Source organism: Pseudomonas sp. KD5, from assembly GCF_012932895.1.
Lineage (GTDB): Bacteria > Pseudomonadota > Gammaproteobacteria > Pseudomonadales > Pseudomonadaceae > Aquipseudomonas.
Genome location: NZ_JDWJ01000002.1, coordinates 681,752 through 702,372 on the forward strand (window position 1 = coordinate 681,752; position 20,621 = coordinate 702,372).

15 protein-coding genes are annotated in these 20,621 nt (G+C 60.4%); 5 read left to right on the plus strand and 10 right to left on the minus strand.

Going from position 1 to position 20,621, the window contains the following annotated elements:
• Positions 1-131: 131 nt before the first annotated feature.
• Together AF70_RS06655 and purL are read right to left on the minus strand one after the other, a co-directional pair.
• Positions 132-443, minus strand: coding sequence for a YqfO family protein (locus tag AF70_RS06655; RefSeq protein WP_019581076.1), 312 nt, complete (start codon positions 441-443; stop codon positions 132-134).
• Between the two features lie 19 nt (positions 444-462).
• Entirely contained in the window at positions 463-4,359 is a 3,897-nt protein-coding gene (purL, locus tag AF70_RS06660; protein ID WP_018927085.1) for a phosphoribosylformylglycinamidine synthase, read from the minus strand.
• Between the two features lie 274 nt (positions 4,360-4,633).
• Between purL and mltF the strand changes: the two genes are divergently transcribed.
• The gene (gene mltF, locus AF70_RS06665) at positions 4,634-6,094 is read left to right on the plus strand and encodes a membrane-bound lytic murein transglycosylase MltF (protein ID WP_019581077.1); all 1,461 of its coding nucleotides are present in this window, start codon (positions 4,634-4,636) and stop codon (positions 6,092-6,094) included.
• Positions 6,095-6,223: 129 nt separating this feature from the next.
• Here the strand turns inward: mltF and pdxJ are convergent, their stop codons facing one another.
• The 8 genes from pdxJ to lptF form a co-directional block, all read right to left on the minus strand.
• Complete coding sequence (pdxJ, locus tag AF70_RS06670; RefSeq protein ID WP_019581078.1) at positions 6,224-6,970, minus strand: pyridoxine 5'-phosphate synthase; 747 nt, start codon at positions 6,968-6,970, stop codon at positions 6,224-6,226.
• Positions 6,971-7,020: 50 nt separating this feature from the next.
• Positions 7,021-7,710 (minus strand): DNA repair protein RecO, encoded by a 690-nt coding sequence (recO, locus tag AF70_RS06675; RefSeq protein ID WP_018927087.1) that lies wholly within the window; start codon positions 7,708-7,710, stop codon positions 7,021-7,023.
• A gap of 230 nt (positions 7,711-7,940) precedes the next feature.
• Positions 7,941-8,843: a GTPase Era gene (era, locus tag AF70_RS06680; protein WP_007936226.1), complete on the minus strand. Its 903-nt coding sequence runs from the start codon at positions 8,841-8,843 to the stop codon at positions 7,941-7,943.
• Positions 8,836-9,525: a ribonuclease III gene (gene rnc, locus AF70_RS06685; RefSeq protein WP_018927089.1), complete on the minus strand. Its 690-nt coding sequence runs from the start codon at positions 9,523-9,525 to the stop codon at positions 8,836-8,838. Before rnc ends, era begins: the two co-directional genes overlap by 8 nt.
• A 184-nt stretch (positions 9,526-9,709) precedes the next feature.
• Complete coding sequence (lepB, locus tag AF70_RS06690) at positions 9,710-10,564, minus strand: signal peptidase I (RefSeq protein WP_018927091.1); 855 nt, start codon at positions 10,562-10,564, stop codon at positions 9,710-9,712.
• A 5-nt stretch (positions 10,565-10,569) separates the two neighbouring features.
• Positions 10,570-12,369, minus strand: a complete 1,800-nt coding sequence (gene lepA / locus AF70_RS06695) for a translation elongation factor 4 (protein ID WP_018927092.1) — start codon at positions 12,367-12,369, stop codon at positions 10,570-10,572.
• 237 nt (positions 12,370-12,606) lie between these two features.
• Positions 12,607-13,668 (minus strand): LPS export ABC transporter permease LptG, encoded by a 1,062-nt coding sequence (gene lptG / locus AF70_RS06700; RefSeq protein ID WP_018927093.1) that lies wholly within the window; start codon positions 13,666-13,668, stop codon positions 12,607-12,609.
• Positions 13,661-14,779, minus strand: coding sequence for an LPS export ABC transporter permease LptF (gene lptF / locus AF70_RS06705; protein ID WP_028940331.1), 1,119 nt, complete (start codon positions 14,777-14,779; stop codon positions 13,661-13,663). The genes lptG and lptF overlap by 8 nt, the downstream gene beginning before the upstream one ends.
• A gap of 294 nt (positions 14,780-15,073) precedes the next feature.
• Between lptF and AF70_RS06710 the strand changes: the two genes are divergently transcribed.
• From AF70_RS06710 to AF70_RS06725, 4 genes are all read left to right on the plus strand, one after another.
• Positions 15,074-16,564, plus strand: a complete 1,491-nt coding sequence (locus tag AF70_RS06710) for a leucyl aminopeptidase (RefSeq protein WP_018927095.1) — start codon at positions 15,074-15,076, stop codon at positions 16,562-16,564.
• Positions 16,565-16,624: 60 nt separating this feature from the next.
• Positions 16,625-17,053 carry a DNA polymerase III subunit chi gene (locus tag AF70_RS06715; RefSeq protein WP_018927096.1) on the plus strand — a complete coding sequence of 143 codons (429 nt, stop codon included), beginning with the start codon at positions 16,625-16,627 and terminating at the stop codon, positions 17,051-17,053.
• Between the two features lie 8 nt (positions 17,054-17,061).
• On the plus strand, positions 17,062-17,445 hold the full coding sequence (locus AF70_RS06720) for a hypothetical protein (RefSeq protein ID WP_028940332.1): 384 nt from the start codon (positions 17,062-17,064) through the stop codon (positions 17,443-17,445).
• 236 nt (positions 17,446-17,681) lie between these two features.
• The gene (locus AF70_RS06725) at positions 17,682-20,528 is read left to right on the plus strand and encodes a valine--tRNA ligase (RefSeq protein WP_028940333.1); all 2,847 of its coding nucleotides are present in this window, start codon (positions 17,682-17,684) and stop codon (positions 20,526-20,528) included.
• Positions 20,529-20,621: the final 93 nt, after the last annotated feature.

The window sequence follows — 20,621 nt, forward strand, 5'->3', positions numbered from 1 at the left end:
CCGCAGCAATGGATATGTACTCAATCAACAAGAACCTGGTCGGCCCTAAGGCCGCCACGCCCTAAATCGCAGTCAATAAAAAACCCGCTGAAATCACTTCAGCAGGTTTCTCATTTCAGCGGCCAGGAAGATCAGAAATCCTCCAACCGCCATACCTCATAAGCCGGCGTCTCATAGGGATGACTCTCTTTCAGAGCCACCACCACCGCCCGAATCAACTCATCGCTGACCACCAGCTCAACCTTCCACTCCTCAACCTGCTCGACCTGCCCAGCTTCACCCATGAACGGCTGACTGCCCTCCAGTGGACGAAACTGACCCAGGCCAAATACTTGCCATGCACAGTGGTCATAAGCCCCGATCCGCCCGCCACCGGCGGCGAATACAGCGCTTTTGACCACTTCAACATGACTGGCCGGAACAAAAAAGCAAAGCTTGTACACGGCAATCAGCTCCCCGCTCTTAGTTCACCCAGACGCGAGCGTTACGGAACATACGCATCCAAGGTGCGTCTTCGTTCCAGTCTTCCGAACGCCACGAGTTCTGCACCGCGCGGAACACACGCTCCGGGTGCGGCATCATGATGGTCACGCGACCGTCGCGGCTGGTCAAACCGGTGATACCGCGCGGCGAGCCGTTCGGGTTGGCCGGGTATTTCTCGGTGACCTTGCCGTGGTTGTCGACGAAACGCATCGCCACGCAACCCGACAGATCGGCTTGCAGCAAGGCTTCTTCGCTGGCGAATTCGGCATGGCCTTCACCGTGGGCGATGGCGATCGGCATGCGCGAACCGGCCATGCCCTGCAGGAAGATCGAGTTCGACTCCTGGATCTGAACCATGGCCACGCGGGCTTCGAACTGCTCGGAACGGTTACGCACGAAGTGCGGCCAGAACTCGCTGCCCGGGATCAGCTCGTGCAGGTTGGACATCATCTGGCAACCGTTGCACACGCCGAGGGTGAAGCTGTCGGTACGTTCGAAGAAGCCCTGGAAGGCATCGCGAGCGCGGCTGTTGAACAGCGCGGACTTGGCCCAGCCTTCACCGGCACCCAGTACGTCGCCGTAGGAGAAACCGCCGCAAGCAACCATGCCCTTGAAGTCGTTCAGGTCGACACGACCGGCCAGAATGTCGCTCATGTGCACGTCGATCGCGTTGAAACCGGCACGGTCGAACGCGGCCGCCATTTCCACCTGACCGTTGACGCCCTGCTCACGCAGCACGGCAACCTGTGGACGAATGCCTTTCTTGATGTAAGGCGCGGCGACGTCCTGGTTGACGTCATAGCTGAGCTTGACGCTCAGGCCCGGGTTGTCTTCTTCCAGCAGCACGTCGAACTCTTGTTCGGCGCAATCGGCGTTATCACGCAGACGCTGGATCTGGTAGCTGGTTTCAGCCCACTGACGTTGCAGCAAACGACGCTGACCTTCGAATACGGTATCGCCGTTGAACGTGATGCTGATCTCGCCGTTGTTCATCGGCTGACCGATCACCGATACGCAGTCGCCCAGGCCAGCAGCGCTGAACTGCGCGAGGATGTCCGCGGTGGCGTCCTGGCGAACCTGGATCACAGCGCCCAGTTCTTCGTTGAACAGGATCGCGGCGATATCGGCGGAAGTCTCTGCCAGACCGTCGAGGTTCAGGCTCAGGCCGCAGTGGCCGGCAAACGCCATTTCCACCACGCTGGTCAGCAGACCACCGTCGGAACGGTCGTGGTAAGCCAGCAGGTGACCGTCGGCGTTGAGGCCCTGGATCACCGCGAAGAAGGCTTTCAGGTCTTCGGCGTCATCGACGTCCGGCGCCTGTTTGCCGAGCTTGCCGTGAACCTGAGCGAGGATCGAGGCACCCATGCGGTTCTGGCCGCGACCGAGGTCGATCAGGATCAGGTCGGTGGTGCCCTTGTCCATGCGCAGTTGCGGGGTCAGGGTCTGACGGATGTCAGCCACTGGCGCGAAACCGGTCACGATCAGCGACATCGGCGAAGTAACCGCCTTATCGACACCTTCGTCGTTCCAGCGAGTGGCCATGGACATCGAGTCCTTGCCCACCGGAATGGTGATGCCCAGCTCAGGGCACAGTTCCATGCCGACCGCTTTCACGGTGTCGTACAGACGCGCGTCTTCACCTGGGTGACCGGCGGCGGACATCCAGTTCGCCGACAGTTTGATGTCGGAGATCTTGGCGATGCGCGAGGCGGCGATGTTGGTCAGGGTTTCGCCGATGGCCATGCGGCCCGACGCCGGAGCGTCCAGCAGAGCCAGCGGAGTGCGCTCGCCCATGGCCATGGCTTCACCGGTATAAACGTCGAAGCTGGTGGCGGTAACGGCAACGTCGGCCACCGGAACCTGCCACGGGCCAACCATCTGGTCACGGGCCACGAGGCCGGTGATGGTGCGGTCGCCGATGGTGATCAGGAAGCTCTTGCTGGCCACGGCCGGGTGATGCAGAACGCGCTCGACGCAGTTGGCGATGTCGAGGGTCGACGGATCGAAATCGTCGCCCAGCTCGTTTTCACGAACCACCGAACGGTGCATGCGCGGGGCTTTGCCCAGCAGCACTTCGAGCGGCATGTCCACCGGGCTGTTGCCGAAGTGGCTGTCGGTCACGGTCAGTTGCGGCTCGGCAGTGGCTTCGCCGACTACCGCGAATGGGCAACGCTCACGCTCGCAGATCGCCTTGAAGCGTTCGAAGTCCGCCGGGCCGACCGCCAGAACGTAGCGCTCCTGGGATTCGTTACTCCAGATTTCGTGCGGGGCCATGCCCGGCTCGTCGTTTGGAATGTTGCGCAGTTCGAAACGGCCACCACGGTCGCCATCGTTGACCAGTTCCGGGAAGGCGTTGGACAGACCGCCAGCGCCGACGTCGTGGATGAAGCTGATCGGGTTTTTGTCGCCCAGTTGCCAGCAACGGTCGATGACTTCCTGGCAACGACGCTCCATCTCAGGGTTTTCACGTTGTACGGAAGCGAAGTCCAGGTCTGCCGAGCTGGTGCCGGTGGCCATGGAGGAAGCCGCGCCACCGCCCAGACCGATCAGCATTGCCGGGCCGCCAAGCACGATCAGCTTGGAGCCAACGACGATTTCGCCTTTCTTGACGTGTTCTTCACGGATGTTGCCCATGCCGCCAGCCAGCATGATCGGCTTGTGGTAACCGCGCACTTCGTCACCATGAGGGGTGGTGATCGACTGTTCGAAGGTACGGAAGTAACCGGTCAGCGCCGGACGGCCGAATTCATTGTTGAACGCAGCGCCGCCCAACGGGCCTTCGATCATGATGTCCAGCGCGGTAACGATGCGCTCGGGTTTGCCATACGGCACTTCCCACGGCTGTTCGAAGCCCGGGATCTGCAGGTTCGACACGGTGAAACCGGTCAGGCCAGCCTTTGGCTTCGCGCCGCGACCGGTGGCGCCTTCGTCGCGAATCTCGCCGCCGCTACCGGTGGATGCGCCCGGGAACGGGGCAATCGCGGTCGGGTGGTTGTGCGTTTCGACTTTCATCAGGATGTGCACCGGTTCCTGCACCGCGCCGTACTGGCGGGTTTCAGGGTCCGGGAAGAAACGACCGGCCACGGAGCCGACGATGACCGAGGCGTTGTCCTTATAAGCCGACAGAACACCTTCGCTGTGCATCTGGTAGGTGTTCTTGATCATGCCGAACAGGCTTTTTTCCTGGCTCTGACCGTCGATGTCCCAACTGGCGTTGAAGATCTTGTGACGGCAGTGCTCGGAGTTCGCCTGGGCGAACATCATCAGTTCGATGTCGTGCGGGTTGCGCTTCAAACCAAGGAAGGCGTTGACCAGATAGTCGATTTCGTCTTCGGCCAGGGCCAGGCCCAGCTCGGTGTTGGCTTTTTCCAGCGCGGCGCGGCCGCCACCCAACACGTCGATGGCAGTCAGCGGTTTTGGCTCGGCGTGGCTGAACAGGCCGGAGGCTTGTTCGAGGTTGCCCAGCACGATCTGGGTCATGCGGTCGTGCAGCGCGTCTGCGATCAGCTGCGCTTCGGCGTCGCTGAACTGGCCGGCGACGTAGAACGCGATGCCACGCTCAAGGCGCTGGATCTTGGTCAGGCCGCAGTTGCGAGCAATGTCGCTGGCTTTACTGGACCACGGCGAAATGGTGCCGAAACGCGGCAATACCAGGAACAGACGACCAGTGGGCTCTTGTACCGGAACGCTAGGGCCGTACTTCAGAAGGCGCGCAAGCACCTGCTGTTCGTCGCCGGTCAGGACGCCGGTAACTTCGGCGAAGTGAGCGAATTCAGCATACAGGCCGCTGACAGCTGGAACCTTCTGGCTCAGTTGCTCAAGGAGTTTGCTGTGGCGAAAGGCAGAAAGGGCAGGAGCGCCGCGCAGGATCAACATCTTCGGGACAGCCTCGGGAAGGGGTGTGCTTTGAGGCCGTGCATTCTAGCCTAAACCGCCCGCGACATCACCCGAAACGGTACACGCGGTTGCACCCGAACGTCGGGCCGGGTGTTCGGGCCCTGAACAGGTGCGCGCCGGGGGTTATTTTTTCTGTCAAAAAATGCTGTTCGGGCCCATTCCTGCGGGCTCCAAGCGGGTTTTTGACGCCCTAGCAGACAAGCCCTTCGCTGTCGAGATATGGCGCTCGTGGTCCTTTGCGTATACTGCGCAGATGTTTTCCCCAACGGCTTTGCGTCCGCGGTACGCCAAATGGCTGATCGCAACCGGACTCTTCCTGGTGCTCAGTGGCTGTGTTGATAAACCCAACACGCTGGAGCGCGTAAAGGAGGATGGCGTGCTGCGGGTGGTTACCCGGAACAGCCCCGCCACCTACTTTCAGGATCGCAACGGTGAAACCGGCTTCGAATACGAGCTGGTGAAGCGCTTCGCCGACGATCTGGGGGTCGAACTCAAGATCGAAACCGCCGACAACCTCGACGACCTGTTCAATCAGGTGGGCAAGCCAAATGGCCCGGTGCTGGCTGCTGCCGGCCTGGTCAGCAGCGAGGACCGCAAAAAGCAGGTGCGGTTTTCCCATTCCTACCTCGAAGTCACCCCGCAGATCATCTATCGCAACGGCCAGTCGCGGCCGACCGACGCAGGCGATCTGGTCGGCAAGAAGATCATCGTGCTCAAGGGCAGCACCCACGCCGAGCAATTGGCAGCGCTGAAAAAGAAATATCCCGGCATTGAATACGAAGAGTCCGACGCGGTTGAAGTCGTCGACCTGCTGCGCATGGTCGACGAAGGTCAGATCGACCTGACCCTGGTCGACTCCAACGAAGTGGCGATGAACCAGGTCTACTTCCCCAACGTGCGGGTCGCCTTCGACCTCGGTGATGCCAGCAACCAGAGCTGGGCCGTGGCCGCCGGCGATGACAACAGCCTGCTCAACGAAATCAACGCCTACCTCGACAAGGTGAAGAAAAACGGCACCCTGCAACGCCTCAAAGACCGCTACTACGGGCATGTCGACGTACTCGGCTACATGGGCGCCACCACCTTCGCCCAGCATTTGCAGCAGCGGTTGCCCAAGTACGAGAAGCACTTCAAGGCGTCCGCCAAGGAAGAAAAGGTCGACTGGCGTCTATTGGCGGCGATCGGTTATCAGGAATCGCTGTGGCAAGCGGCAGTCACGTCCAAGACCGGCGTGCGCGGATTGATGATGCTGACCCAGAACACGGCGCAAGCCATGGGCGTTTCCAATCGCCTGGACCCCAAGCAGAGCATCATGGGCGGCGCGAAATACCTGGTCTACATGAAGGATCAACTGGATGAGTCGATCCAGGAGCCGGATCGTACGTGGTTCGCGCTGGCAGCCTACAACGTTGGCAGCGGTCACCTGGATGACGCGCGCAAACTGGCGGCCAAGGAAGGGTTGAACCCGGACAAGTGGCTGGACGTGAAGAAAATACTGCCGCGCCTGTCGCAGAAGCAGTGGTACAGCAAGACTCGTTATGGCTACGCCCGTGGCGGCGAACCGGTGCATTTCGTGGCAAACATCCGTCGCTACTACGACATCCTGACGTGGGTCACGCAGCCGCAGCTCGAAGGCACCCAGGTCGCCGAGGGCAACCTGCATGTGCCGGGGGTCGACAAGACCAAGCCGAGCCAGGAAACCCCACAACTTTAAATTATTGTTGTCTCCGATGACGCCTTCGCGGGCAAGCCTCGCTCCTACAGGTTTGCGTCGAACACACAATTGCGTATCGACACGAAACTGTAGGAGCGAGGCTTGCCCGCGAAGGCAGCACCGCCGATCTCAACCCTTTAGTGCAGCAGCCAGAATCAGCGCCTTCATCTCCGACACCGCCGACTTGAACCCGACGAACAACGCATGGGCCACCAGCGCATGGCCGATGTTCAGTTCGTTGACGCCCTTGATTGCCGCAACAGCCTCGACGTTGTGATAGTGCAAACCGTGGCCGGCGTTGACGATCAGGCCTTGGGCCAGACCGAATGCCACGCCATCGGCCACGCGTTTGAGCTCTTCAGCGACCTCGGTTGGCGTCTCGGCGTCCGCGTAACGCCCGGTGTGCAGTTCAATGGCCGGCGCGCCGACACGACGGGACGCCTCAATCTGCCGCTCGTCAGCGTCGATGAACAGCGACACTTCACAGCCAATCTTCGCCAGGCGATCCACCGCCGCCTTGATCCGCGCTTCCTGCCCCGCTACGTCCAGACCGCCTTCAGTGGTCAGTTCCTGACGGGTTTCCGGCACCAGGCAAACGTGCGCCGGGCGGATACGCTCGGCGAATGCCATCATTTCTTCAGTGACGCCCATTTCGAAGTTCATGCGGGTTTGCAGCACGTCCTTGAGCAGCAGGACATCGCGCTCCTGAATGTGCCGGCGGTCTTCACGCAAGTGCACGGTGATGCCGTCAGCACCCGCCTCTTCCGCGTCCAGCGCTGCCTTGACTGGATCCGGGTAACGAGTACCCCGGGCCTGACGCAGGGTGGCAACGTGGTCGATGTTCACGCCAAGAAGAATGCGATTGCTGGTGGTCACGGAAGCGCTCCTGAAGAAGGGGGAAGTTCGGTGCACAGCATACGGGGAGACTACGGCTTTCGAAACAACTCACGACTAACCAATGGACGCCCACCCAAGTGAACGGCCAACGCCTGACGCATCAAGCGCTTGGCGGCGGACAGCGCACCGGGTGCAGACCAGTCGGCATCGGCCATGGCCAGCAGTTCGGTACCATTGAACAGGCCCGGCTGCAGCAGATAGACCCGCTCCAGGCCCGCATCCACTTGCAGGCGATAGAGACCGTCCGGTGCGATGGGGTCGCCATGGATGTCGGTATTCAGCGCAAAGCCGTAACCGAGATCATCGAGCAGTCGCCATTCGAAGGAGCGCAGCAATGGTTCCAGTGGTCGACCTTCGGCCAGGGCAAGCAAGGTCGCGGCGTAGTGATCGAAAACCGCGGGATGAGGATCTTCGGCGGGCAGCAGGCGAATCAGCAATTCGTTGAGGTAGAGACCACTGAACAGCGCTTCGCCATTGAGCCAGGTGGAAACGCCGGCGCTTTCCATGCGACCGACATTCTTCAGCTCGCCCCGGCCACGGAACTCGACTTCCAGCGGCACGAACGGCCGCGCCAACGTCCCGGCCTTGCCCCGCGCACTGCGCAACACCGCCCGCAGCCGACCTTGCGGCGTGAGGAAATCCACCAGCGCACTGCTTTCGCGGTAGGCGCGGGAATGGAGCACGTAGGCGGGTTGGCCGATGGGCGGGCTGGATGACATCAGTTTCCGAATCTCTGGAGATCCACTGTGGCGAAGGAGCTTGTCGGAACGCCGCACCGTCCCGCTGGGCTGCGAAGCGGCCCCAAAACCATGCACCTCAGTGTTTCAGGTAAAACCGCGATGCCAGGATTTACGACTGCTTCGCCCGGGCGCGGATCGGCCGAACGGGAGCAAGCTCCCTCGCCACAAAAGCTCGCTCCTACAATTGAATCGATGTGCTGCTGGACGATTTACAAGTCGCCGTAACCCAGCGAACGCAAGGCGCGCTCGTCGTCAGACCAACCGCCTTTCACCTTGACCCACAGGTTGAGCATGATCTTGGAGTCGAACAGCAGCTCCATGTCCTTGCGCGCTTCGGTGCCAATGCGCTTGATGCGCTCGCCCTTGTCGCCAATGATGATTTTCTTCTGGCCGTCACGTTCGACGAGGATCAAGGCGTGGATGTGCAGGGTTTTGCCCTGCTGCTTGAACTCTTCGATTTCCACGGTGATCTGGTACGGCAGCTCGGCACCCAACTGGCGCATGATTTTTTCGCGTACCAGTTCAGCGGCAAGGAAGCGGCTGCTGCGGTCGGTGATCTGATCTTCCGGGAAGAAGTGATCGTTTTCCGGCAGGTGCTCGGCGATCACTCGCTCCAGCGTGTCGAGGTTGTGCCCGTGCTGGGCCGAGATCGGCATGATCTGCGCGTTCGGCAGCTGTTCCTGCAACCAGGTCAGGTGCGGCATCAGCTCGGATTTGTCTTCGATGCGGTCGGTCTTGTTCAGCGCCACGATCAGCGGACCGGTCACGTACTGAACGCGCTCGAGGACCATCTGGTCTTCGTCGGTCCACTTGGTACGGTCAACCACGAAGATCACCACGTCGACGTCTTTCAACGCCGCCGAAGCGGTCTTGTTCATGTAACGGTTCAGGGCCTTTTCGCCGCCCTTGTGCATACCCGGGGTGTCGACGTAGATCGCCTGGACGTCACCTTCGGTCTTGATGCCGAGCATGTTGTGGCGGGTGGTCTGCGGCTTGCGTGAGGTGATCGCCAGTTTCTGACCCAGAATGTGGTTCAGCAGCGTGGACTTGCCCACGTTGGGACGGCCGACGATGGCAACATAGCCACAGCGAGTTGCGGTTGAATCAGTCATTGCCATTCTCCACACCCAGGGCAATCAGTGCTGCGGCGGCCGCTACCTGTTCGGCAATACGACGACTCACACCCTGACCTCGGCTTTTTTCATTCAGTAAGATGATTTCACATTCGACGAAGAACGTCCGGCAATGCGGCTCACCCTGGATATCCACCACTTCGTAACGCGGCAGCTCACAACCACGGGACTGCAGGAATTCCTGCAGGCGGGTTTTCGGATCTTTGTTGGTGTCGACCAGCGTCAGGCCTTCGAACTCTCCGGCCAGCCAGGCCAGCACACGCTCGCGCGCCACCTCCATGCCGGCGTCCAGGTAGATCGCACCGATCAGCGCTTCGAGGGCATCGGCCAGAATCGACTCGCGACGGAAACCGCCACTTTTCAATTCGCCGGAGCCCAGGCGCAGGTATTCACCCAGGTCAAAACCACGGGCCAGTACGGCCAGGGTCTCACCTTTCACCAGGCGTGCGCGCAAACGCGACAACTGGCCTTCGCGGGCCAGCGGGAAGCGATCGAACAGCGCCTCGCCCGCGACGAAATTGAGGATGGCATCGCCGAGGAATTCCAGGCGTTCGTTGTTGCGCCCGGCAAAACTGCGGTGAGTCAGGGCCAGGACCATCAGTTCCTGATCCTTGAAGGTGTAACCGAGCTGACGCTCGAGACGGCTTAAGGAGACGCTCACGGTTTACCCACGCTGAGTTCGTGGTTGGATTCCACCGCCAGGGCCTTGATGCGGCGCAGGCTTGGGACAATTAACGCTGTGTTCAAAAATAACGTCCTGAATATCGTTGTTTTCATGCTCCTGTCGCCGATTGTGCCGACTCCAGAAATGCATTCGGCGCTGTGTTCAACAGCGCCGTGTGTGATTACTTGATCAGACCAACCCGCGAGAAATTCGGCAGGTGACCGAGTTTGGGTTCCGGCCAGCTCATCCAGACTGCGAAGGCCTTGCCGACGATATTCTTGTCGGGAACCATGCCCAGCAGATCCTTGGGAATGCTCGGATCATCCCAGTAGCGACTGTCGTTCGAGTTGTCGCGGTTGTCGCCCATCATGAAGTAGTGCCCGGCCGGCACGGTCCACGAATGGTCCGGCGTTGCGCGGTAGCGGCTCATTTCCTTGCGGATCAGGTGCTCGGCGGCACCGAGTTTTTCCTTGTAGAGCTCGGCGCTACCCAACGTGCCCGGCTCGGAGCCGACCAGTTGTTCGGCAATCGACTCACCGTTGACGAACAGGCGCTTGTCGGCGGTGTAGCGAATCTGGTCGCCCGGCAGGCCCACTACACGCTTGATGTAGTTGACGTTCGGGTCGCTCGGGTAGCGGAACACCATCACATCGCCGCGCTGCGGATCACCGACTTCGATGACTTTCTTGTCGATCACCGGCAGGCGGATCCCGTAAGAAAACTTGTTCACCAGAATGAAGTCACCGACATCCAGGGTTGGTTTCATCGAGCCGGAAGGAATCTGGAACGGTTCCACCAGGAACGAACGCAGCACCAGCACGATGAACAACACCGGGAAGAACGACTTGCCGTATTCGACCAGCAGCGGCTCTTTGTTCAGTTTCTCGATCACTACCATGTCAGCCTGGCTGACGCTCCCCTGATAGGAGTTGATGGCAGCCCGGCGCCGTGGCGCCAGGAACAGCAGATCGAGCAACGCCAACAGGCCGCAGACGAACACGGCGATGACCAGCAACAGCGGGAAATTTAGTGACATAGGACCTAACTATCCAACCTGAGCACGGCAAGGAAGGCTTCTTGTGGAATTTCCACGTTACCGACCTGCTTCATGCGTTTTTTACCGGCCTTTTGCTTTTCCAGCAGCTTTTTCTTACGGCTGACGTCACCACCGTAGCATTTGGCCAATACGTTCTTTCTGAGTGCCTTGACGGTTGTACGCGCCACAATCTGACCGCCAATGGCGGCCTGGATTGCCACGTCGAACATCTGCCGCGGAATCAGGTCTTTCATCTTCTCGGTCAACTGGCGACCTTTGTAGTGCGAGTTGTCACGGTGCACGATCAGCGCCAGAGCGTCGACCTTGTCGCCGTTGATCAGCACGTCCAGTTTCACCAGGCTGGCCGATTGGTAACGATCGAAATGGTAGTCCAGAGAAGCATAGCCGCGACTGGTGGACTTCAGACGATCAAAGAAGTCCAGCACCACTTCGTTCATCGGCAGGTCGTAGGTCACTTGTACCTGGGAGCCGAGGAACAGCATATCGACCTGTACGCCACGTTTTTCGATACACAGGGTAATGACGTTACCCAGGTGCTCTTGCGGCACAAGAATATTGGCGCGCACGATTGGCTCGCGCATATCTTCGATGGCAGACAAGTCTGGCAGCTTGGACGGGTTATCGACGTAGATCGTCTCGCCGGTCTTGAGCAGCAGCTCGAAGATTACCGTCGGCGCCGTGGTGATCAGGTCCAGGTTGTATTCGCGCTCGAGGCGCTCCTGGATGATTTCCATGTGCAGCATGCCGAGGAAGCCGCAACGGAAGCCGAAGCCCAGTGCGTCAGAGCTTTCCGGTGTGTATTGCAGCGACGAATCGTTGAGGGTGAGCTTTTGCAGCGCCTCGCGGAAGTCTTCGAAGTCGTCGGAGCTGACCGGGAACAAGCCGGCGTACACCTGCGGTTGAATGCGTTTGAAGCCTGGCAGCACGTCGACGTCCGGCGTCGAGCTCAAGGTCAGGGTATCGCCCACCGGCGCACCGTGAATGTCCTTGATGCTGGCGATGATGAAGCCCACTTCACCGGCCTTCAGGTCGACGGTAGGAGTGTGTTTTGGATTGAATACACCGACGCTGTCCACCAGGTGGATCTTGCCGGTGGATTTGACCAGAATCTTGTCGCCCTTCTTCACCCGACCGTGGCGCACACGAACCAGGGAAACAACGCCCAGGTAGTTGTCGAACCAGGAGTCGATGATCAACGCTTGCAGCGGATCTTCGATGTTGCCGGTCGGCGCAGGAATGGTGTGAACCAGACGCTCGAGCACTTCATCGACGCCCAGGCCGGTCTTGGCACTGCACTCGACAGCGTCGGTGGCATCGATGCCGATGATTTTTTCGATTTCTTCCTTGACGCGCTCCGGATCGGCCTGTGGCAGGTCGATCTTGTTCAGCACTGGCATGACTTCCAGGCCCTGTTCGATCGCCGTGTAGCAGTTGGCAACCGATTGCGCCTCGACGCCCTGACCGGCATCGACCACCAGCAACGCACCTTCACACGCCGCCAGCGACCGGCTGACTTCATAGGTGAAGTCGACGTGGCCCGGGGTATCAATGAAGTTCAGCTGGTAGTTGATGCCATCGCGGGCTTTGTAATACAGGGTGACGCTGTGGGCCTTGATGGTGATCCCGCGTTCACGTTCCAGGTCCATGGAGTCCAGCACCTGGGCTTCCATTTCGCGCTCGGCAAGGCCGCCGCACATCTGGATGAAGCGATCGGCCAGCGTCGACTTGCCATGGTCAATGTGGGCGATGATGGAGAAATTGCGGATATGACTCAAATCACTCACGGATCAACACTCAAAAAGGCTGCAGGCATAGCCCGCCGAAAAATAGCCGGGAATTGTACCTGATCCACGGCGCAAGCGTCACGTTTGCAGGTCAGACGGCGCCTACAAAAACGCCCCGGTCTTGCGACAGGGGCGTTTTGGGCGACTTTTGTAGGAGCCGGCTTGCTGGCGATGGGGACGCCGCGGTGGGTCTGGATGACCGCAGCGATGCCATCGCCAGCAAGCCGGCTCCTACAATCAACCGGCCCGGCGCAGCAACCAGACCCCGGCCAGGGCGCAGACACCGGCCGGCACCAGCACCGCAAACAGCGGCGAGAAACCGAACACCAGGCTCGAAGGCCCGAGCAAATCCTGGACGATACGGAAGGTGAAGCCCACCAGTACACCAGTGAAGACCCGCTGACCGAGGGTCACCGAACGCAGCGGACCGAAGATGAAGGAAATCGCCATCAACACCAATGCAGCGGTCACCAGCGGCTGCAATACCTTGACCCAAAACGCCAGCCAGTAACGACCGTTGCTCAGGCCCTGGTCAGCCAGGTAGTGGATGTAATTCCACAGACCGCTGATCGACAACGACTCGGGCGCCATCACCACAGTACTCAGCAGCTGCGGGCTCAGGGCGATTTCCCAGCGTTCCACAGGGGCAGTCACCACTTCGGTACTTTTGTCATGGAACAGCGTGGTCGTGACATCGGTCAGTTGCCAGTGATCGGTATCGAATTCCGCACGTTTGGCGAAGCTCGAAGACAGCATGTGGCGTTGATCGTCAAAACGATAACGGGTCACGCCGTACAGCAGACCGTTGGGTTGCACGGAGTTGACGTGAATGAACTCATCACCCTGACGGTGCCACAAACCGTGCTTGGCGCTTTGCGCATCGCCACTGCCCTGGGCCAGCGAACGGTTGGCTTGAGCGGTGATTTCCGTGGCCGGCGCGACGTACTCGCCAATCACCAGCCCTACCACCATCAGGATCAGCATCGGCTTCATCACGGCCCAGACGATCCGACCGATGGACACACCGGCGGCACGCATGATGGTCAGCTCGCTGTGACTGGCCAGACTGCCGAGACCAATCAGGCAACCGATCAGCGCCGCCATCGGTAACATGTCGTACAGGCGGCGCGGCGCGGTCAGCAACACGTAACTCAGGACATCCATCAGCGTGTAGGTATCGCTGACTTCGCTCATCTCATCGATGAAGGCGAACAGCGTTGCCAAGCCCAGAATGATCCCCAGCACCGCCAGGATCGCGATGAACACGCTGCTACCGATGTAGCGATCGAGCTTATCCACGGGCCACCTCCAGCGCGCTGCGGCGACTCGCCATCTTCAAGCTCAGCGACTCCCAGTACAGCAAGCCCAGACCGATCACCAGGAAAACCGCATGCACCCACCACAAGCCCAATGCGGCCGGGATTTTGCCCTTTTCAAGGGCGCCGCGAGCGGCAATCAGGATGGTCAGGTAAGCCATATAAAGAAGAATCGCCGGCAGCAGCTTGAGGAAACGGCCCTGGCGCGGGTTGACCCGCGACAGCGGCACCGCCATCAGGGTCACGATGAAGACCAGCAACGGCAGGGACAGGCGCCATTGCAGTTCGGTACGCGAACGGATGTCGTCGCTGGCCAGCAAGGAACTGGTGGTCATCGCATCACGGTCGGTCACTTCGTCGCTGACGTCCGGTTTTGGCAGTAATACGCCGTATTCGTCGTACTTGATGGCGCGGTAGTCGGCCAGACCCGGATTACCGTCGTAGCGGTAGCCGTTGTCGAGAATCAGGTAACGGTTGCCATCGGGCCTGATTTCCTGACGGCCCTTCTCGGCTACCAGCACGGAAATCCCCCGATCCTTGTTGTCGGAACTGACATTCTTTTGCGAGATGAACACGCCGCCCAGATTGATGCGGTCATCCGACAGTTGCTCGGTGTAGGTCACCCGAGTGCCGTCGCGCAAGGCCTGGAAGCGACCCGGCTCGAGGGTGTCGAACTCGGTCAGTGCATCCTGTTTGTTCAGCAGCAGCTGGAACTGGTTGGCACCTTGTGGCGCCAGGCTCAGGCTCAGCCACGCCACGATCAGGGCAACCAGGGTCGCCGGAAAAAGAGTCATGGCAAACAGACGCTGCTGGCTCATGCCAGTGGCAGACAACACGGTCATTTCGCTTTCAAGATACAGACGACCGTAGGCCAGCAGGATCCCGAGAAACAGCCCCAAAGGCAGAATCAGCTGCAGGAAACCCGGCAGACGAAAGCCCATGATCAGGAACAGCGAGCCCGGGTCCAGGAGCCCAGAGGCCGCCTGGGCGAGGTATTTGATGAAGCGTCCGCTCATGATGATGACCAGCAGCACGGCGCTGACGGCGCTCAAGGTCAACAGGACTTCGCGGGATAGATAACGGAAGACAATCAAACCAGACACTCCAGGGTTGTCAGGCTAAGCGGCCAAACAAGCAAACATATCAGCCGGCCCGCAGGGCAGAGCCGCCGAAAAAGATGCGCATTATCCTGTGATTGAGTGCGCCTGTCACTGCGCATGCTCAAGCAGGCACCTGAACCGCTTAAGTTCGCATAACCGAGGGTTGTCAGGCGCAGGCAGCGAGGTTCAAACTGCGGCCTTTGTCGCTGGCAACACACCGGCGCCTTTCTACTTATAAGCAAGCCTCTGCGCGTCGCGCAGTTTGACCATTAATTCAGGGACCCGGACATGGAACTGGTTGTAAAAAGCGTTAGCCCGGAAACGTTGAAGACCGCCACCCTGGTGGTCTCCGTCCGCGAAGGCCGCAAGCTCGGCACCGTTGCCAAGCAGCTCGACGAACTGAGCGGCGGCGCTATCAGCGCAGTGCTCAAGCGCGGCGACCTGGCCGGCAAAGTCGGCCAAAGCCTGTTGCTGCACAGCCTGCCCAACCTCAAGGCCGAACGCGTGCTGCTGGTGGGCGTGGGCAAGGATGAAGAACTGGGCGATCGCCCGTTCCGCAAAATCATCGCCGGCATCCTCAATACCCTGAAAGGCCTGGGCGGCAGCGATGCAGTGCTGGCCCTGGACGAAGTGGTGGTCAAGGGCCGTGACAGCTATGGCAAGACCCGCCTGCTGGCCGAAACACTGGTGGACGGCGAGTACATCTTCGAACAGTTCAAGAGCCAGAAAGCCGACCCGCGCTCCCTGAAGAAAGTCACTCTGGTGACCATCAAGGCGGCACAGGCTGAAGTCGAACGCGCCGTGGCCCACGCCACCGCGATCGCCAACGGCATGGCCTTCACCCGTGACCTGGGCAACCTGCCGCCGAACATCTGCCACCCGACGTTCCTTGGTGAACAAGCCAAGAACCTGGGCAAAGAGTTCAAAAGCCTGAAGGTCGAAGTCCTCGATGAGAAGAAGATCAAGGACCTGGGCATGGGTTCGTTCTACGCCGTTGGCCAGGGCAGCGCCCAGCCACCGCGCCTGATCGTCATGCAATACAACGGCGGCAAGAAATCCGAGAAGCCGTACGCCCTCGTCGGCAAAGGCATCACCTTCGACACCGGCGGCATCAGCCTCAAGCCAGGCGCCGGCATGGATGAGATGAAGTACGACATGGGCGGCGCCGCCAGCGTGTTCGGCACCCTGCGTGCCGTGCTTGAGCTGAAACTGCCGATCAACCTGGTGTGCATCCTGGCCTGCGCCGAGAACATGCCGAGCGGCAACGCTTCGCGTCCGGGCGACATCGTCACCACCATGAGCGGCCAGACAGTTGAAATCCTCAATACCGACGCCGAAGGCCGTCTGGTGCTGTGCGATGCCCTGACCTACTCCGAACGCTTCAAGCCGCAAGCGGTGATCGACATCGCCACCCTGACCGGTGCTTGTGTCGTGGCACTGGGCGCCCACACCTCGGGCCTGCTGGGCAACAACGACGAACTGATCGGCCAGCTGCTGAGCGCCGGCCAAGCCGCCGACGACCGCGCCTGGCAACTGCCGCTGTTCGATGAGTATCAAGAGCAGCTGGACAGCCCGTTCGCCGACATCGCCAACATCGGCGGCCCGAAAGCCGGCACCATCACCGCCGCCTGCTTCCTGTCGCGCTTCACCAAGAACCTGAACTGGGCACACCTGGACATCGCCGGCACAGCCTGGACCAGCGGCGGCAAGGACAAGGGCGCCACTGGCCGTCCGGTTCCCCTGCTGACCCAATACCTGCTGGACCGCGCCAAAGCCTGAAACCGATGACTTGCAGCGGCGTCACTCTCGGGTGACGCCGCTTGCAACTCAGGAACCGCAATGACCAAAGTCGACTTCTATATCCTGCCCAGCGCCGATCCTTCGGCGCGGCTGGATTTCGCCTGCAAGCTCACCGAAAAAGCCTGGCGCATGGGCCACCGCATTTACCTGCATTGCAGCGATGCCGCCCAGCGTGATGCGCTCGATGCGCGGTTGTGGGCGTTCAAGGGCGAAAGCTTCGTGCCCCACGGTCCTGCCGAAAGCGAGCCGGACGGTTTGATTGTGTTGGGTCTTGGCGATGACTGCGGTCAGCATCAGGATCTGCTGGTCAATCTCGACCTGAAAGTCCCGGCCTTTGCCAGACAATTCGCCCGCGTGGCGGAAGTGGTGGTGGAAGACCCGGCGATTCGTGCGGCTGCGCGGGAGAGTTTTCGTTTCTACCGCGAACAGGGCTATCCTCTGCAAGATCACCGTTTACAGCGACTCTGAGCATTCCGATGGACACTCCAAAACCACCGCAAAAGTCCGTGCACCTGCTGGAAGACCTTGAGTCGATCCGCCAACTGCTCGGCGATGACAACCTGCAACCGCCGTTGCTGACCGACGCCGTCATTGAAGGCGACCAGGAACAGATTCCCATGCTGTTCGACACCGTCGGCCATGCGCCCCAGGCCGAACCGCCACCACCCGCCCCGGCCGCCCAGCCGGCTCCTGCCGCCAACAAGGGCCCCGATGCCCTGTTGCACCTGGATAGCGAGCTGCGCGCCGCCGCGCAATTGATCATGCAAGACGTGATCGACGACTTCGCCCCGCACATCGAAACCGAAATCAAACGCCGCCTTGATGCACGGATGGAACGGTTGCTTAGCCAGTACGAGTAACCCTGAGCCGAGCGGGCTTCTGTGGCGAGGGGGTTTACCCCCGCTGGGTCGCGAAGCGGCCCCAATATCTGCCATCGTGGTGCATCTGGCGCACCCACACATCGGTTTTACGACTGCTTCGCAGCCGAACGGGGGTAAACCCCCTCGCCACAGTCCGCCCCTGCTCGCCCTACGCCCCGTGCCCCGCTATACTTCCCGGCTTTTCCTGAATAAATGCCAATAGGGTCCCGCCGCGCATGGATAAGACCTACCAGCCGCACGCCATTGAAACTTCCTGGTACAACACCTGGGAGTCCGAGAACTACTTCGCCCCTCAAGGCGAGGGCGAGTCCTACACCATCATGATCCCGCCGCCGAACGTCACCGGCAGCCTGCACATGGGTCACGGCTTCAACAACGCGATCATGGACGCCCTGATCCGTTTCCGCCGTATGCAGGGTCGCAACACCCTGTGGCAGCCAGGCACCGACCACGCCGGTATCGCCACGCAAATGCTGGTGGAGCGTCAACTCGAAGCTCAGGGCCAGAATCGCCACGATCTGGGCCGTGAGAAATTCCTCGAGAAAGTCTGGGAATGGAAGGATCAGTCCGGCGGCAACATCAGCCGTCAGATCCGCCGCCTCGGCTCGTCCGTGGATTGGAGCCGTGAGCGCTTCACCATGGACGACGGCCTCTCGGAGGCGGTGAAAGAAGCCTTCGTGCGCCTGCACGAAGACGGTCTGATCTATCGCGGCAAGCGTCTGGTCAACTGGGACACCAAGCTGCACACGGCGATTTCCGACCTTGAAGTGGAAAACCACGACGAGAAAGGTTTCCTGTGGAACCTGAAGTACCCGCTGGCCGATGGCGCCAAAACCGCTGAAGGCAACGACTACCTGATCGTCGCGACCACGCGTCCGGAAACCATGCTCGGCGACGCCGCCGTGGCCGTTAACCCGAACGATGAACGCTACAAAGCCCTGATCGGCAAATTTGTCGAGCTGCCGCTGGTTGGCCGCCGCATCCCGATCATCGCCGACGATTACTGCGACCCTGAATTCGGCACCGGCTGCGTGAAAATCACCCCGGCCCACGATTTCAACGACTACGAAGTCGGCAAGCGCCACAACCTGCCGCTGCTGAACATCTTCGACAAAAACGCCCATGTGCTGCCTGCGGCCCAGGTGTTCAATCTCGACGGCACACTGAACGAGAGCATCGACGGCAAGATCCCGGCCGAATACGCCGGCCTCGACCGCTTCGAAGCGCGCAAGCAGATCGTGGCAGCGTTCGAAGCCGCCGGCCTGCTGGTCAGCGTCGACGACCACGCCCTGAAAGTGCCTAAAGGCGACCGCTCCGGCACCATCATCGAGCCGTGGCTGACCGACCAGTGGTACGTGTCCACCAAGCCATTGGCCGAGCCGGCCATCGCCGCGGTTGAAGACGGCCGCATTCAGTTCGTGCCAAAGCAGTACGAAAACATGTACTTCTCGTGGATGCGCGATATCCAGGACTGGTGCATCAGCCGTCAGCTGTGGTGGGGCCACCGGATTCCGGCCTGGTACGACGAGTCGGGCAAGGTCTACGTCGGTCGCGACGAAGCCGAAGTGCGTGCCAAGCACAATCTCGGGCCGGACGTTGCGCTGCAACAAGACAACGACGTTCTGGATACCTGGTTCAGTTCGGGCCTGTGGACCTTCTCCACCCTCGGCTGGCCGGAGCAGACCGAATTCCTGAAGAAATTCCACTCCACCGATGTGCTGGTGACCGGTTTCGACATCATTTTCTTCTGGGTTGCCCGGATGATCATGCTCACCATGCACTTGGTGAAAAACGAAGACGGCACGCCGCAGGTTCCGTTCAAGACCGTTTATGTGCATGGCCTGGTACGTGATGGCCAAGGCCAGAAAATGTCCAAGTCCAAGGGCAACGTCCTGGATCCGCTGGACATCATCGACGGCATCGAGCTGGAAGATCTGGTGCAGAAACGCACCTCCGGCATGATGCAGCCGAAACTGGCGAAGAAGATCGAGAAGCAGACCCGCGACGAGTTCGCCGAAGGCATCGCCAGCTATGGCACTGACGCCCTGCGCTTCACCTTCTGCTCGCTGGCGTCCACCGGGCGTGACATCAAGTTCGACATGGGTCGCGTCGAAGGCTATCGCAACTTCTGCAACAAGATCTGGAACGCCGCGCGCTACGTGCTGGACAAGGGCGAAGACTGCGGCCAGAACGGCGAAGCCTACGAGCTCTCACTGGCGGATCGCTGGATTATCTCGCAGTTGCAACGCACCGAAGTCGAAGTGACCCGTCAACTCGATCAGTTCCGTTTCGACCTGGCGGCACAAGCCTTGTACGAGTTCATCTGGAACCAGTATTGCGACTGGTACCTGGAACTGTCCAAGCCTGTGCTGTGGGACGAAAACGCGCCGGTCGAGCGTCAGCGCGGCACCCGTCGTACCCTGGTTCGGGTACTGGAAGTCGCTCTGCGCCTGGCTCATCCGTTCATGCCGTTCATCACCGAAGAAATCTGGCAACGCGTCGCACCGCTGGCCGGTATCAAAGGCAAGACGATCATGCTGCAACCGTGGCCAGTGGCCGTTGAGGCACGCATCGACCAGGCTGCCGAAGACGACATCGAATGGCTCAAGGGCCTGATGCTCGGCACCCGTAACATCCGCGGTGAAATGAACATCGGTCCAGGCAAACCTCTGAACCTGTTCCTGAAAAACGTCAGCGCCGAAGATCAGCGTCGACTCACCGAGAACGAAGCCTTGCTGAAGAAGCTGGCGCGTCTGGAATCGATCACTGTTCTGAAGGCTGGCGAAGAAGCTCCACTGTCCGCCACCGCACTGGTTGGCGAGATGGAAGTGCTGGTGCCGATGGCCGGCCTGATCGACAAGGACGCCGAACTGGCGCGCCTGGACAAGGAAATCCTGCGTCTGCAGGGCGAAGTTCAGCGCGTCGGCGGCAAGCTGTCCAACGCCGGTTTCGTCGACAAGGCCCCGGCCGAAGTCATCGAGAAGGAACGCGCCAAACTGGCTGAAGCTGAACAGGCTTTGGGCAAGCTGGCGGAGCAACATGCGCGGATTGCCAGTTTGTAACGGCACATCGCAATGAAACAGGGAGGCCCCAGCGGCCTCCCTTTTTTATGCCCGCCACAAAATCCCAAACACCCGCAGCCACAGGGACATGCA